The organism is Chamaesiphon sp. OTE_75_metabat_556, from assembly GCF_031378165.1.
Lineage (GTDB): Bacteria > Cyanobacteriota > Cyanobacteriia > Cyanobacteriales > Chamaesiphonaceae > Chamaesiphon.
Genome location: NZ_JANNDR010000164.1, coordinates 1 through 15351, shown reverse-complemented (window position 1 = coordinate 15351; position 15351 = coordinate 1). Strand labels below are relative to the sequence as shown.

17 protein-coding genes and 1 pseudogene are annotated in these 15351 nt (G+C 47.8%); 6 read left to right on the top strand and 12 right to left on the bottom strand.

Features of this window, described 5'->3' with window-relative positions; genetic code table 11:
- Both RMO27_RS06945 and RMO27_RS06940 read left to right on the top strand, forming a co-directional pair.
- A partial coding sequence (locus tag RMO27_RS06945) for an APC family permease (protein WP_309730903.1) occupies positions 1-537 on the top strand: 537 nt, incomplete at its 5' end.
- 49 nt (positions 538-586) lie between these two features.
- Positions 587-1210, top strand: coding sequence for a methyltransferase domain-containing protein (locus RMO27_RS06940; RefSeq protein ID WP_309730902.1), 624 nt, complete (start codon positions 587-589; stop codon positions 1208-1210).
- Here the strand turns inward: RMO27_RS06940 and RMO27_RS06935 are convergent.
- Both RMO27_RS06935 and RMO27_RS06930 read right to left on the bottom strand, forming a co-directional pair.
- Positions 1194-1379 carry a hypothetical protein gene (locus RMO27_RS06935; protein WP_309730901.1) on the bottom strand — a complete coding sequence of 62 codons (186 nt, stop codon included), beginning with the start codon at positions 1377-1379 and terminating at the stop codon, positions 1194-1196. The genes RMO27_RS06940 and RMO27_RS06935 overlap by 17 nt on opposite strands.
- A gap of 27 nt (positions 1380-1406) precedes the next feature.
- Entirely contained in the window at positions 1407-1619 is a 213-nt protein-coding gene (locus RMO27_RS06930) for a LysR family transcriptional regulator (protein WP_309730900.1), read from the bottom strand.
- 337 nt (positions 1620-1956) lie between these two features.
- On the opposite strand from RMO27_RS06930, the gene RMO27_RS06925 reads away from it, so the two are divergent.
- Positions 1957-2643, top strand: coding sequence for a cytochrome b/b6 domain-containing protein (locus RMO27_RS06925; RefSeq protein ID WP_309730899.1), 687 nt, complete (start codon positions 1957-1959; stop codon positions 2641-2643).
- A 5-nt stretch (positions 2644-2648) separates the two neighbouring features.
- Here RMO27_RS06925 and RMO27_RS06920 read toward each other — a convergent pair whose 3' ends face one another.
- On the bottom strand, positions 2649-2942 hold the full coding sequence (locus RMO27_RS06920) for a hypothetical protein (protein ID WP_309730904.1): 294 nt from the start codon (positions 2940-2942) through the stop codon (positions 2649-2651).
- Here RMO27_RS06920 and RMO27_RS06915 point away from each other — a divergent pair.
- A complete protein-coding gene (locus RMO27_RS06915) occupies positions 2915-3397 on the top strand; it encodes a metal-dependent hydrolase (RefSeq protein WP_309730898.1) in 483 nt (160 codons plus the stop codon). The two genes, RMO27_RS06920 and RMO27_RS06915, sit on opposite strands and share 28 nt — an antisense overlap.
- On the opposite strand, the gene RMO27_RS06910 is transcribed toward RMO27_RS06915, so the two are convergent.
- From RMO27_RS06910 to RMO27_RS06900, 3 genes are all read right to left on the bottom strand, one after another.
- The gene (locus RMO27_RS06910; RefSeq protein WP_309730897.1) at positions 3386-4630 is read right to left on the bottom strand and encodes an endonuclease NucS domain-containing protein; all 1245 of its coding nucleotides are present in this window, start codon (positions 4628-4630) and stop codon (positions 3386-3388) included. The two genes, RMO27_RS06915 and RMO27_RS06910, sit on opposite strands and share 12 nt — an antisense overlap.
- Before the next feature lie 73 nt (positions 4631-4703).
- Positions 4704-6764 (bottom strand): dynamin family protein, encoded by a 2061-nt coding sequence (locus RMO27_RS06905; RefSeq protein WP_396133634.1) that lies wholly within the window; start codon positions 6762-6764, stop codon positions 4704-4706.
- Between the two features lie 110 nt (positions 6765-6874).
- A complete protein-coding gene (locus RMO27_RS06900) occupies positions 6875-7186 on the bottom strand; it encodes a hypothetical protein (protein ID WP_309730895.1) in 312 nt (103 codons plus the stop codon).
- Positions 7187-7397: 211 nt separating this feature from the next.
- Between RMO27_RS06900 and RMO27_RS06895 the strand changes: the two genes are divergently transcribed.
- Entirely contained in the window at positions 7398-7997 is a 600-nt protein-coding gene (locus tag RMO27_RS06895; RefSeq protein WP_309730894.1) for a Uma2 family endonuclease, read from the top strand.
- On the opposite strand, the gene RMO27_RS06890 is transcribed toward RMO27_RS06895, so the two are convergent.
- The 3 genes from RMO27_RS06890 to RMO27_RS06880 form a co-directional block, all read right to left on the bottom strand.
- Entirely contained in the window at positions 7984-8535 is a 552-nt protein-coding gene (locus tag RMO27_RS06890; protein ID WP_396133633.1) for a shikimate kinase, read from the bottom strand. The two genes, RMO27_RS06895 and RMO27_RS06890, sit on opposite strands and share 14 nt — an antisense overlap.
- 32 nt (positions 8536-8567) lie before the next feature.
- Positions 8568-8750, bottom strand: coding sequence for an NAD(P)H dehydrogenase subunit NdhS (locus tag RMO27_RS06885; protein WP_309730892.1), 183 nt, complete (start codon positions 8748-8750; stop codon positions 8568-8570).
- A gap of 103 nt (positions 8751-8853) precedes the next feature.
- Entirely contained in the window at positions 8854-9561 is a 708-nt protein-coding gene (locus RMO27_RS06880; protein WP_309730891.1) for a Crp/Fnr family transcriptional regulator, read from the bottom strand.
- A gap of 116 nt (positions 9562-9677) precedes the next feature.
- Between RMO27_RS06880 and RMO27_RS06875 the strand changes: the two genes are divergently transcribed.
- Positions 9678-10661: a hypothetical protein gene (locus RMO27_RS06875; protein WP_309730890.1), complete on the top strand. Its 984-nt coding sequence runs from the start codon at positions 9678-9680 to the stop codon at positions 10659-10661.
- Between the two features lie 216 nt (positions 10662-10877).
- Here the strand turns inward: RMO27_RS06875 and RMO27_RS06870 are convergent, their stop codons facing one another.
- The 3 genes and pseudogenes from RMO27_RS06870 to RMO27_RS06860 all read right to left on the bottom strand — a co-directional run.
- A complete protein-coding gene (locus RMO27_RS06870; RefSeq protein WP_309730889.1) occupies positions 10878-11480 on the bottom strand; it encodes a DUF3177 family protein in 603 nt (200 codons plus the stop codon).
- 219 nt (positions 11481-11699) lie between these two features.
- Positions 11700-15017, bottom strand: a complete 3318-nt coding sequence (locus RMO27_RS06865; RefSeq protein ID WP_396133635.1) for an efflux RND transporter permease subunit — start codon at positions 15015-15017, stop codon at positions 11700-11702.
- A 129-nt stretch (positions 15018-15146) separates the two neighbouring features.
- Positions 15147-15351, bottom strand: a pseudogene (locus RMO27_RS06860) (efflux transporter periplasmic adaptor subunit); the annotation flags it as partial.

Here is a 15351-nt window from a genome sequence, read left to right as displayed (position 1 = left end):
GTTGCCGCCGATTTGATGCGACAGGCGTTCGGCGAACCAGGAGCCAAATTTATCAGCATCCTGGTAGTGATTTGTACGCTCGATTCGATTAATGCCACCATTTTTACTGGCGCGCGGACTAACTTTGCACTGGGGCAAGATGTCGCTGCGTTTGGGTGGTTGGGTATTTGGCAAGACCGTCACAGTACGCCAACTGCGGCCTACTTATTCCAAGGGGCGATCTCTTTAGCACTAGTCGGACTCGGCATTGTTACTCGCGATGGGTTTAAGACAATGGTTGACTATACCGCCCCGATCTTCTGGTTTTTCTTTTTACTCAGCAGCATCTCGCTGTTGGTACTTCGAGTCCGAGATCCCGATCGAGTGCGCCCGTTTCGGGTACCGCTGTACCCGATTTTACCGCTGTTGTTTTGCGCTGCCTGTGGCTACCTGCTGTACTCCAGTTTTATCTACACCGGAACTGGGGCGATCGTGGGCGTAATTGTCGTAGCACTAGGTATTCCCTTTGTCCTCCGGCATCGCCAGCAGACTCGATAACTTTACCAAACATCTGATCTTAATCACAGCTAATTAGGAGCAAAAAATCGTGAACGTACCATCGAAATTAGGCAGATCGATCGCGGGAGTGGGCATTGTTGGCTTGGTTGTAGCTGGCGCGATCCACTTGCCCTCCAGCAACACCCCACAGGTTGATCGCGTAGCGTCCCTGTTCGGGAATCGAGCGATCGCCCAACCACAACTAGATGTCCCCTATGTGCCCACGCCGACAGCCGTGGTAAACGCCATGCTTCGCCTTGGGAACGTCAAGAAGAATGATGTCCTCTACGATCTCGGTAGTGGCGACGGTCGGATCGCCATCACGGCTGCCCAAAAATTTGGCACCCGTGGGGTGGGCATCGATATCGATCCGCAACGGGTTAAGGAGGCAAATCAGAACGCTCAAACCGCAGGTGTGACCGATCGTGTCGAGTTTCGCCAGCAAGATTTATTCACCACGGATTTAAGTAAAGCTACCATCGTCACGCTGTACCTGCTACCAGAGATCAATTTGAAATTGCGACCCAGGTTGTTGAGCCAACTCAAGCCCGGAACGCGGATCGTTTCTCATGCTTTTGACATGGGGGATTGGAAACCCCAAAAAGTCGTCCAGGTGGCGGGTGCAACTATTTACTACTGGACGGTACCACCAAAAGTTAGTAAAAAAAGCTGAGGCGACTGCGCTCATTACTCACAAGTAGGAGAAAGCAAATGCCCAGTCGAAACTCTGTCAAAATCGGTGGCAATTCACCCCGCGCGATCGAGAGATTCAGTTGTAAAGTCCCGGTCGGTATCGATCGGGACTGTTTGATTTCGAGTTCGGCGGCTTCTAGTTCATCCAAAATCTGCTGGCAGCGTTCGCGTAGCGTTCACTGTGTGAAATCGAAGTATTTGGTACCATCTTCCGTCAGCGTCAAACTGCGGGTGGCGCGTTGAAATAAGCGAATGCCCAGATCGTCCTCTAATCTCGCCACTGCCCGACTTACCGCCGAAGGCGACATGCTCAATTGCCGCGCCGCTTCCGAAAAGCTTTGGTGTTGAGCCGATCGCCGGAAAATTATTAAACTTTTGAGTTTGTCCATGATATGTTTGCGTTGAAGGTGCCCGCATTATTATCAAACTCGCTACCCTACCGAGTGATGTTGCTAACGGGGGATTCTTCGATGAAAATGGCGCGATCAGCTGGTAGCGGATAAACACATCATGTATTTATTTACCCCCATTCAAGTCGGTGTCGATCAACTAAAAAATCGCATAGTTATGGCAATACGGTTCGGTTGGTAATCGCGGTATTGGTTTTGCGATCGCTCAAGGTTTAATAGTTTACGATTAAGATTAACTACCACCTCTGATTGAGAACTTCATACTGCATAGCTTCTATGGGACATTTTGATTCTGCGATGATTCGAGCAACTCCTGATGAGAAGAAACATAGATATGTCGCCTAACCATCTATATCAGCCTGTTTTACTACGAATATTGCATGGTATTGCTGCTGCACTACTCGTTTTAGCCTTGATTTCAGGTTTTTTGATTTACAACACTTATGACAAGCGTTGGGGTAATCTCGCTTTACCCAGGATCGGAGATATTCAAGGTATTCATGGCACAATTGCTCTAGCGTTCCTATTATTTCTACCAGTTTTTGCTCTATACAGTTTTCATATTGGCTATCGTCGCCTAGTCCAAGAGCAATCTTTCAGTCAATTAAAACAGCTTGGCAATCCAGTTTGGTGGATATCAGTACATCGCTTTGCAAATACGTTGATGTTACTTGCGGCAACATTTGCAGTGGTAACTGGTCGAATGATGAAAGAAGAATGGCTTCCTGCTGGAGAAATTCAGCGTCAATGGTATCTGGCACATTTGGTCGCGTGGGTATGTGTGTTCGTTAGTCTTGCGTTACATCTACTGATGGGAGCTAAAGTCGGCGGATTACCCTTGCTATTATCAATGTTTAATTGGACAATGCGAAGCGAGGATACACGATTTTCCTGGCTTCAAGAGGTCAAAATCAACCACTCTAGTTTGGTCTTGAAGGTTCTTGAAGTTATTGTGATTGGAGGGATTATTATGGCATTTCTGCTACCAGTCTTTAACTCCTAACGATCTCAGATCGGTAACCGATCGATTTGCATTCTCTTAATTATTTTCATCAACCAACCTGGGGTTGCCGTTAGATTGAGATCGCCAATCTGAAAGGCAAACGTTCCCTCCAAAATGTAAGACGATTCATCTTCGCACTGATGTAGATGCATTGGCTGCCCCGTTTGTGGTTGGTCGATAACTTCAATTTTGACCAGCGATGAGTTGCGGCTCAAATTATCCTGCGCCTCGCGTTCGCTAGCTTGAGCGGAACTCACTTGCGATCGCCTTGATGCCTGATATTGACTATCTAATTCCATCGCTAATCTTACAGTATAACGATCGTCGAGTTAGGACTACTCATTCATGCCTGGGAGCATTAATAGTTCCAGTTTTCACTATTTTAATTCTATATTTATTGGGTAAGCGTGGCAAAACCCTGAAACTGATGAGCTGGCAAGCGATATTAGCTGGTTTATCTCATTTATTATTGGATTTACTTACGGGAGTATTACCACTACCGTTACTGGATCCAAGCCTAGCAGTTTTTCGGCTACCATTCGGGCTGTTACCTAGTGCTGGTAAAATTCAATTAACTAACTATCTATTTTATCGAAATCTGTCGATCGAGCTGGGTGTAATAGTACCTCTGGTAATTAGCTTGCTTCTCACAATTCGCGATCGAACCTTGTTGGGCAAACATCGCTTATTAATTGCTGCTGGGTTATTAGTTTCAGGTTACTTTATGATGTGGGCATTTTCACTAAGTCGGTAATGTATTATTAATAGCTTGTTGTCTGAGTCGATAGTTCCAAGAATTAATTGCTAAATCTACATACCAACCTAAATGAGTAGGCATATTGTTCTGAATCTTTTCCCAAAAGTCTGAATCTTGAAAATCAAGAGGTTGTTTAGCGTCTTCAAATAACTTGTTAACCAAGCTGCGTGTGTTCGGACTATAGGTTGCTGCTTTTTCCAAGTAACAAGTTGCCTTACTCCATTTAGGCATTCCTTGTCTGGTTGTAGAACATAAACCATTATTCACGAAACGATTCGGCTCTTCTTTTAGATCTACTGTATCATTTGTACAAACCACCCATTTTACTGTAGATGCAAGAGCCAGCGGGCTACATTTTTTTTCACAAACCAAGCCAAATCTTGCCAACGGCAATTTCACATTAGTCTTAACACGGCTTGGTAGCCATAAATAGAGATATAGCCCTCTGCTTGTATTTGTTATCTCTGCTAACTTTTTACTATTCTCACCTTTTCCAGTACTGTACAAAATCTTGTTACTATTAGTCGTCCAGTGTTTAACCATCGGTTGACGCATGAACAAAGAATGTAAAAGCAAGAAATCCCGATCGCAATTAGTATGTGATTCTGGTAATCTACTTGCAAAAAATCCTATTTCTGGTATGAGCAAGTGATTCTGATTTGAAAAATTGGTATTCGCATCTAGCAACCCACATATCGGTAAATTTATCTCATGCTCTTTTCCTAATATTTTGAATTTACTTGTTTCATTTTGAAGTTCAATGTTAAAAGTTAGGAGATGGATATTTTCTTCAAATTTACATGCTTCTTTGTCTGTATGATTATCCTCATGAAACTTAGGTGCAATAGCAATTAGCTCTATTAGTAATGAGTAATCTATTAGTTCCGAAAAAGGCTGCTCTAGCAACAAAGCTTTACGATAGCGAATTAATTGAGAAATAATATACCGATCGAATTGATTTTTAAGCTCAACAATAACTAATTGCTTGTTTGATTTTTTTGTGCAGATCAGATCACAACGTTGATTTGCACTAGTATATTGACGTGCCAGCAAATTTAGTCCAGGGAAAATATCTTCAAATCGTTCTTCTATATAAGATTCCAAATCTTGTTCTGATTCAAATCGTATATCTTGACCATTAAAAATTAGTTTGCGACTAGCATACTTTGATTCTTCGATTAACTGTCGTATGGGAGATCTGGATTTTATATTTTTTCTTTGAATTGTCATTTGCAAATAAAGCTTGCTTGATTACAAGAAAAGCTAGATAGTGAGAAGTACTTACTATCTAGCTTTGGCAAGATTAACCGTTTAAGAAGCCTTGATAAAAAGCTTCGATAGAATCAGATTCCTTCACCACATCAGCTTCAAATTGCTGCAACCGATTTACTTCGGTAACTCGATCGATCTCCTGAGATTCCTTCTGCTTGACGAGATTTTGTAGCTCGACTTTGCGAGTATTAATATCATCATCGATCCGTTCGATCGCTTCCCGTTCATAATTATCAAAACACTCCTGCACCGCACTATAAATCGGCTGCCATTGTTCCTGAGAAATCTCTGGTAATTTAGTAACTAATTGCTTCTTGATTTCTTGGGCGAAATATTTCCGCGCGTGTTCGACTTGAAAAGCTGCCACACCGATGCCAGCGGCCATAATGCCGATCGGTCCGAGCAGCGCGCCAAAGACAACCGCAATCCCAGCCGTGGTAAAGATATTGAGCATGATGCTCTGGAAATTGAAACCGCCAACGGCGAGAGCTGCGACTGCAAAGTTACCAGACGCGATCGAAAATAAACCCATCGCCCATTTTGCCCATGCTGGCGTACCATCATCGTCTAGAGCTTTACTGCGGGTATGGATTTTCCCGGTCAGTTTTTCCGCCATCTCTTGAGTGATGTTCTGATAGTCGCCACCATGCTTTTGGGCTTGGGCTGAGAGTTCGCTAAAAGCCGCTGTGAGTTCCTTTTGCGCCGAGAGCGTCCAGGCAGCATATTTGTCATTGATGTACTGCTGGAAGCCTTTTTGAGCGGATTGGTTGAACTGTTCGCGCTTGCTGCCGCTAAAGAAGTCTAGAAGTTGCAGATCGGAAGGTTGATAAGCCTGGAAATCTGCCTCGAAGGTATCTTCTAATTGTAATAGATAAGTCTTCATCGAATCGGCGATCGATCGCGCTTGACGATCGCGCACGCGGCGAATATCATCGCGGAAGACATCGCGAATTGATTGGAGTTGAATGAATTGAGGTTCGATCGCGGCAATTTTGGCTTTGAGTTCGATGACATTGGTATCTAACAGGGGGATTCGTCGCGCGACGGCTTCGGTGACATGGCTGCAAGTTTGCTTAGCAATAATTCGCGCCTGACGCAATTCCGAAATCGCCCGCTCTTGCGTCAAAAATGTATTTAGCGCATTGATAAATGGCGGGAATCCAGTACCGACGAGATCGGCTTCTTTATCTTTGATCCGGCGGCGGAGGGCGGTGATTGAAGACAGTGAGAATACCCGCTCGTCGTAGATGTCATAACCATCTACCTGGCAATATTCAGCTAAATTCGCTTTGAATACCCGATCGAGTTTACCTTCAGCTTCAGCCAATTCGGTGGCATCATCAGGATCGATTAGTGATTCCTTGACTCGATCCCAAGCATTGATCAAAAAGAACACGCTCAAACCGCGATCTTTGACATAGTTTTCCAGATAGCGACGTTCGCCTAATGTGCATGGCTGGGAAGCACTGAGCACAAATAACACGGCGTGACAATTATTTAGATATCCCAGCGACAATTCGTTCCGCGCTTCGGTATCATTCAAACCGGGACTATCGATGATTTCAATTCCTTTTGATAGTAACTCTAGTGGATATTCTACAACGGCATAATCCACATCGGGGAAAGCAGGTTTGTTGCTTTCTTCGAGTTTCTTGGCTTCCGCTGGATCGATCGTGTATTTAGTTTTGAAGGCACTGAAATCGATCGATTCTGGTAATTTCCCATCTTTGAAATGCACAGTGACTTTTTTCTGCTCTCCATAACGTAACACCGTCAACAATGCCGTGCAGGGATTGACATCGCTGGGTAAGATATTTTCGCCGATTAAAGCATTCAGAAACGTACTTTTGCCCCGTTTCATATCGCCCAATACCATCAGCCGAAATACGCCCTGCTGGAGATTGGTACTAGCTTTGGTCAGATCTGCCAAATCTCGATCGAATCCCATTGCTCCCGATCCAGTCTGGGCGGCGAGTTCGGACTTCTGGAGCTTGGCTACCATCCGGCTGAGGGAACTAGCCACTTCTTGGCGGACTCTGGCGACGCGATCCAAATCTTGGAGGAAACGATTGGTTTTTGCAGTTGACATCATAATGGCTTAGTTATGTGTAGTTGGGGCTTAGTTGTGAAAGTGGATAGTGGATAGTGGATAGTGGATAGTGGTTAGTGGATAGTGGTTAGTAAATAGTGAATTCTGAAAATTTATGATGATTTGCGGCCTAATTCATAGCACGCCCATCCAGCGGCGGCGATGAAGATGAAGAATGACATGCTGGCCAGCATGGAAGCTGTAAATACAACTACAATACTTCCGACAAAGAAACCGGACAGTTTGGCTGCTAGCCGCAGATCTCTAGTGAAGTTACGAGCTGGTTTACGATCGATCTTATCCTTGCCTGTTGGGTGCAAAGGCGCATTTGCCCGTTCGATATCAGCTGCTAATTGGCGCAACCGGATGTCGATTTCCCGCTGACGATATTGTGTTTCCCACTCTCGATCGTGACTATCTTTCACCTTACGCACTCACTAATATTAAGACGCGATCGCTAATTTAACCTATGGGATCGATCGACTGTCAACCGTGAATTTACATAAGAGTATTGATCATGATTAGATATTTGCCAAGAGTTCGATTTATTGCAGTTTATCGATTGACGTTGGCGAACCAGAAACTAAGAAAATGGTACAATTGCCCTGATCACACCCGAACGATCGACTTGAGCTAATGATTGCCCTCAAAGAAGATTTTCCCCAGTTCACACCAGCCGAATATCTGGCTTGGGAGGAAACACAAGAGTTTCGCCATGAATATGCCGATGGTGAAGTTTATGCCATGACTGGTGGCACCATCAACCATAGTAAAATTGCTGTCAATCTGACCATCGCTCTTGGAAATCATTTGCGAGGTAGTGGCTGTCAGATCCTTAATTCTGATGCAAAAGTCCAGATCGCAGCATCAAATTCTTACTTTTACCCCGATGTTAGCGTCACTTGCGATCCACGCGATCGCCATGCCGATAAGTTTATCAGTCACCCTTGTTTAATTATCGAAGTTTTATCCCCCAGTACTGAAGCTTACGATCGAGGGGACAAGTTCAGACTGTATCGCAGATCGCCAGATCTTCAGGAATATATCTTGGTAAGCACAAACGAAATTTGTTTGGATGTGTACCAACTCAACGAGCGCAGTCGATGGGAATTCATGTCTTATGGCGTGGGCGATCTTGTAGAACTTAAGAGTGTTAATGGTACTGTCCCGTTGGCGGAGCCTCTCAGTATGAGAATCGCTCAGATTTACGAAGATATTGTCTTTAATCTGGAGTAATACTGGACGTTTTTAAGACAGTAGGAATCGCTATTAAAATGCGATCGACGATTTCTTCAGGTGCGAGTTGGGTCGCAATCGGCAAATGAATGTCGGCTTCAGCGTACCTGTGGCGGCGTTCTGCTAGTATCCGTTTCAATTTGGTCTGAAGATCTTCAGATGTGGCTAGAATCGGACGTGAGGTGTCATCCTGGAGACGTTCGACGAGGAGATCTAGAGATGGATCGAGCCAGATGACCAAGCCTTGATGGAGGTGGTTCCAATTCTCACGCGCGATCGCGATCCCGCCGCCGGTAGCGACAACTAGGCGGATATGCGCAGAGACTTCAGCGAGAACTTGGGTTTCGATCTTGCGAAATTCTGGTTCGCCGACGGCGGTAAATAGCTTCCTGATACTTTGAGATCCTAATTTTTCGATCGTCGTATCGGTATCGAGAAAACTGTAGCCCAATTTAGTGGCAAGTAATGGGCCAATGGTACTTTTACCACAACCCATCATGCCGATCAGATAAATATTCAGTCCTTGGATGTCAAACATGTTCATGGATTGATGGTGGCTAGTCCCCCGATTTATTTCTGAGTCAGATCTACTAGCTCGATTTCGCTGAGGCGAAAAGTCACCATCTTATCCCAGTTACCACCTTCAAACAACACCGCCGCTTTGCCGTCGGTGATGCGTTGGACTAAGCCTTGGAAATTGTAGTAGATATCATTGTTGTTTTTGACGCGAATAGTCGAACCGGGTAGAATCATGAGACGATCGCCGTGATACTAATGGGTATATCGATTCTTAGTTTAGCCTAAAGAGCTATTCAACGATCGCGAACACGATACGATCGCCAAAGTAGTCTTTAGCTTACTCTGGTTGCGGTGGTGCGAGCAAGCAAATCAGATTATCTTCTTTGATGTGGATGGCTTTGCGTTCTTCCCGGAGTTCCTTCATCAGCCTGGTGACGGTGACGCGAGTAGTCCCGATCGCGCTGGCAATTTGGGCGTGGGTGAGCGGGAACGGTAAAAAATACCCCTCCTTGCAAGGTTCGCCAAATTCTTCAATTAACAGGGTTAAATAACCGAGTAAGCGTTCGATTGTATGGCGTTGTCCGAGGGTATTTAACCACAATAATTTGCGTTGATGTTGGTACCGAAACGAGTCTAAAATCTCGCGGCGAAAACTGGGGAAGTTTTCGAGATCGTGCCAATACATCCAGAAAATTGAAGTGTTATCTGTATGGGCAAAAGCTTGCAGCGTGAATGGAGATCGATCGACAATTTCAAATGGTTGCCCAGCACCAACAAAACCCAAAAAAGTTTCATCGCCACTTTGGAGCTGAAATTCTGCCGGAGTGATATTTTGATGTGGGTAGGCTGGCGGCTCGGTTTCCGCTGTCCCATTGAGCCGGATCGTGCCACGCTGGACTAGATACAGTAATCCCGATCGAGTCGGGATTTGGGCATCTTTGGCAAACGTGCGATAGCGATAATGTTCTTGTGCCCAATCTAGCAGTCGATGCCAAGTTGAGAAAGAACGCGTATTATTCTTAGGCGGGGTAGATGATGAATGCATAACAAACCAGCAGAATGGCACATGATTTTCAATGATTCTACATGTATTTTGATGTAGTGAATCATTTTTATTTTAGTCTGGATTGTACTACGGAATTTAGAAATCGGGGCTTGGAGATGAAGATATTTCGATGGTCAGACCCGATTCTACTACCATTAGCACCAACAATTGCCGGAACAATTGCCGCGTATTTACGATTGATATCCGAGCGAGTTTACGTACATTTATCGCACAATTGTGACAATCTAGCTCCTGAATTACCGACAGACGAGTCGTGGTTCTGGCAGTGCCAACAGTCGATTAAGCCTGTTACAACAACACAATACCAGTATGTCAGCACGATCGCACACCGATTAGCCGCAAAATTGTTATTAACGCCACTAGAAATTTGTCAAATCTGTCAAATTTGTCAACCGCCAATTCTGCCGCACGAAGTCGCTCGTACTAGTGGCTTAGAATTGAGCTGCTGGTATAACGATGCTGGCTATCTATACTTTCAACTTACACCAGCGGCGATCGAGCGATGGCTCGATGATCTCGATCGATTGCCCCCGCTCGATCTAGCTGTCCCGCCCCCGCATCCCCACGATCCTGGCAGATCTGGATCTAGACTGGCGATCGCCATCTACGCTCATGCCCGTTGTTGCTCGCTGCTCAAATTGGCCGAGCGCGAGCAGGTGATCTCGATCGCCGCAGATTGGCACATCGACCCTGCCAACTGGCTCCAGTATGGCCGCGAAGATCGACAGCGGGCGGGGTCGATCGGCATTTTTGACCACCCAGTCGAACGGCAGCTAATTCAGTCCTTAATGGCGGTTGTCGATGCCATCTACATTTACCCGCCGTCTAGTTTGCCCATGTCAACTGCAAACAGTGGGAGTCATCGATCCCCACGCGGCACCCCCAACTGGTCGAAATTGACGATCGATCTAGCTCAAAGCTGGCTGGCATTTCATCGCGACTGCCGCATGTTTGGAGATATTCAAATTCAAAATCCACACCTCGCAATGGCCAGATGTGGATTAACCGCGATCGTCCGTCGCTATTTGCAGATTTTGTTGGAAAGTTATTTGGGGGTTAGGGCGGTGGAGGAGTTGTGAGAGTGGATAGTGGATAGTGAATAGTGAATAGTGAATAGTGAATAGTGGATAGTGGATAGTGAATAGTGGATAGTGAATAGAACGGACAGATGAGAGCAAACTAGCTAAGTTGGAACGCAGTGCCACAAACAACTCTCCACTATCAAACCCATCCCTCGCCAGTGCCGATCGACATTGGAACGCAGTTCCACTATTCACTATCCACTATTCACTAATTTACTCATCCCCCGCCAGCGCAGATCGACCTTGCTTGCCGAGCCGGACAATCAGGAAATATCCCAGACAGAGGGCGTAAATAACTAAACCCAAGCCGCCGAGAAAGCCGAGAAATTCTGGCTTGGAATTGGAGTGAAAAAATTGGTAGTACAGCCAGGAAGGTTGGAACCAAGCTTGACAGGAATCGGCTTTGGCATTGCCAAAGGCACAGGAGACAAAAGGGACGATCGCGATCGCACTCAGCGTTGAATAGAACGTCACGGCCCATCGCCAAGCCACGAAGCCCAGTTTGAGGGGTCGATCGGGTAGATCGGCAATTTCTTCATTGAGATCGACCCAAAACCAGAGCGACAGCGGCATCAAGATTTGCGCGATTAAAGATGTCACAAATGTAATCGGCTGCGCCGCGATCCCCAAATACACCGTGATTGCCAGTAGACTCGCTACCCGCCAATAAATAATTAATAAAGTCTGGAGTACGTCTGTCTTTTGAGCGAATGCCCAGATCAGGAGGATCAGGGGGATCAGCACTGTAAAGATTACCGCCAAGCGAAAATCCATCCAGATTAACGGTTCAAACCATAATTGAGATCGATCGGGCATTAGAATAAAGTTAGAAATAGGTAGTTTGCGCTTCAGGAGAGGGGACTTGAGATCGACCCTACTCCACAAATTTTCTTTCCCAATCTTGACATATATTCTGTCGGTTCGTTGATTGGAGTTGGGAGTTGCTGTACCACCGTATGGGATCGGGGAGCGGGGAGTTGTTAGATTTATGATTGCCGATCGGCAGTTAACACCGATCGATCTCGTTGGCGAAGCCTACCGGAGGTAATCGTGTGATTTGCCAATGCCTTTGCCGCGTTTGAAAATATCATGCAGCAGCACGTAAAAGCATGGAATGATAAATAGGGTCAGCAAAGTAGCAAGGGTCAAACCAGCGAAGACCACAATGCCCAATGGCTGTAGAAATTCCGACCCTTCCCCGATTCCCAACGCTAGTGGGAATAGTCCTAGCACGGTAGTCACAGTAGTCATCAGGATCGGGCGCAGCCGTTGGGGTGCGGCTTTGAGGATAGCACTGGATCGATTCTCCAGGGGAGAGGCTTCTGCGCAGGCAGAGGCTTCGCCAACGCCAACGAGTCCTTCTTCTTCACGAATCTGGTTGGCGGTTTCGACCATGATGATGGCATTGTTGACGACGATCCCCACTAACAGCACCGCACCGACGACGACGGTAATCCCGATCGCGGTTTGAGTGATGTACAAACCAAACAGACCCCCGACCAGTGCCAGTGGTACAGTCAAAATAATTACCAGTGGATCGACGATCGAGTTGTACTGTACTGCCATCACCACGAAGACCAAAAAGGCTGCCAATCCGCCCAGGGAAACCAATGCACGCTGGAGTTCTTGATTGGTTTGTCCGGCGTAGCTGGGGAGCAATGTCACGCCGTCGGGTAAATCGAGGGTGGAGACAATCTGCTGGACTTCGGTTAATGCTGCGCCTAAGCTCGCGCCCTTATTCAGATTCCCCGCGATGATAAAGACGGGGCGTTGGTTGATCCGTTGAATTTCACCTGGAGCCTGTCCCTCGGCGATCGTCGCCACATCACTCAAGCGCACGAGGGAATTGTTGTTTACAAAAAGGGGAATTTGCGCGAGTTGGGAGGGTTGCTTGAGGAGAGTTCGATCTAACTGCACCCGCACATCGACTAGCCGCTCGTTACGTTGTAACTGTGTGGGGACAGCACCTTCGATCGCGGTTTGAATCGTAGTACCGATCGCTTGTGTCGTCAGACCCAGCGCACTGGCGCGCTCCCAGTTGGGGCGAATTTGGACTTCAGGCTGGCGATCGTCGGCATCGGGACGGAAAGCGGATAATGTGACTCGATCGTCTAGTGCTGTCAATACTTGCCGCCCCGCGCGGGTCAGGACTTCAGCATTTTGCCCCTGAAGGACGACATCGACTTCCGCGCCGCGTACGGGTGAATTATTTAAGATCAGGCCGCGCACGGCACCCGCTGTCACCCGTACCCGAATTCCGGCTAAGTTGAGCCGATTGAGTTCGCGGGTGGTGCGCTCGGTGAATTCCTGGACGTCGCTACCTGGTTTGAGCGTGACACTCCCCGTACTGCGAGATGGGTTAGACGATACGGTGTTGCCAAATAGCGAACCACCAGCCGTGGTGAAGACATATTGAGTCTCTGGCTGTTTGAGTAACACATCATCAACTGCGGCCATTACCTGTCGATTGGTGGCTAGGGAAGTACCAGATGGAAATTGAACGTTGACATTTGCCTGTCCGGTACTGATACGCGGCAGAATTTCCTGGGGAATCTGCCCAGCCATCAGGACGCCACTACCGCCCAAGAGGACGAAGGCGGTGACAACGACGATCGCCGGACGGCGGATGACTTTGGCGAGGATATTAGCATAATTTCGCGTCCCGCCTTCGAGCCGCTGGTTGAATGCCCGCAAAATCCACAGCCGATTGAGGCCGCTAGTGCGTTCGATCGAGAATAGTCGCGCTGACAACATCGGGACTACTGTCAAGGCGACAATCAGCGAAGCGGTAACTGCAAAGCAAATCGTCAGAATCAACTCGTTAAATAGCAGGGAAATAAAGCCACCGACGAGGATGAATGGTAATACCGAGACTAAGTTAGCAGCAGTCGAAGCGACCAAAGATGATTCCACTTCTTGACTACTTGCTTCCACAGTGGCGATCGCCGCGCGGGCATAATCGAGATCGGCAGTCCGCTGCTGACTGCGCTCTAGTTTGAGCGTCTCGATCCGTTTGCTGACATTTTCGAGAATCACCACCGAAGTATCGATCGCCTGTCCGACACTGATGGCTAGTCCCCCCAAGCTAAAAATATTCAGTGAGAATCCACACAACTTCATGACGATCGCGGCCGCTAGAGTACACAGTGGGATCGTCAGGGCGATAATAAATGTCTGCCGGAGCGAGCCTAAAAAGATAAATACTGAAATCGCGGCGAGGAGGGCACCAGAGAGTCCAGAGGTAATCACATCTGCCAGGGAGTTGCGGATGAATACCGATTCGTCTAATGTGGGCGTAATGACCATATCGGCGGGAATCGCCCCCGATTGGCGTAATTGCGCGATCCGCGCTTTGACAGCATCGACGACCGACACCGTATTGGCATCGGGCTGTTTCTGGACGCTGATTTTGACAGCTTTTTGGCGGTTGAGATTGACTAGTACCCGCTCCTCTTCAGTACCATCGGTGACGGTGGCAAAATCCCGCAAATACACTTGCTGCGTCGGGGTGGTTGGGGCAGTTGTCGTGGTGGTAGTTGCATTATTAGGCTGTTGAGTTGCCGTACTGGCGATCGCTTGTCCGCCAGTGGCAAAAGCCAGATCGCGAAGCTCATTGGCATTCTGAAAGCGTCCTACCGCCCGTGTGAGCGGTTCGGACCTGTCGCCGCGAATCCGGCCGCCAGAGACATCTTGGTTGCGTTGGGTGAGTTGTTCGAGGACTGTGGGCAGACTAATCCCCAGGGATTGGAGCCGATTGAGGTCGATATCGACGCGGACTTCTTCTTGGACGCCACCAGAGACATCGGCAGATGCCACGCCATCGACGATACTCAGTTCGCGAGAGAGTTCTTCATCGGCAAAGATCCGTAAGTCTACATCTCGCAGTGAAGGTGCCGTCAGAGCTAATTCGTAGACGGGGAGCTGGGACGGATCGATTTTAAACAGGCGCGGTTCTTCAATCGATGCGGGTAACTGGTTGCGGTTGCGGTTGAAGGCGGCGGTGGTGTCGTTGAGGGCTTGGTCGATATTACTACCGGGATTGAAGTACAGATCGAGGTTGACTTGGCCTTCACGAGTCTGGGAGTAGATCTGGACGACGCCATCGGTGGTGGCGAGGGCTTCTTCCAACGGACGGGTGATTTCATCGATCGCGACTTCGGGGGAGATGCCTGGGGCTTCTAGACGGACGCCGATCCGAGGATAGGTAATCGAGGGGAGGAGATCGACTGGGAGTTGAGTGATAAAAAATACCCCGACGATGATGACAGTGAGGGTCAGCATCAGAGTGCCGATATACTGGCGGATCGAGAGGGTGCTGAGGCTGAAGCCAGCGGCGTGGGGAGTTCGCACGATCGGTTGGGAGTTGGGAGCGGGGAGTTGGGAGTTGGGAGTTGGGAGTTGCGACTGAAATCACGCGGAGAGTGGAGGAGCATGTGTTTCAGTCAAGACAGGGAGTTGGGAGTTGGGAGTTGGGACTGAGGTTTAGTTGGGGGAGAGGATGCTGGTACGAACTGGATCGCCGTCTTTGAGGGGTCTGCTGGTGCGGGCGACAAAGCGTTCGCCAGGATAGAGACCGGAGAGAATTTGGACTTGGCCGTCGATTTGTTGGCCGAGCATGACAGTGCGGGCAGTCGCTGTTGACTGTTCGCCTTGGCGGGTGATCACAAATAATTTGCCTTGGGTGCGA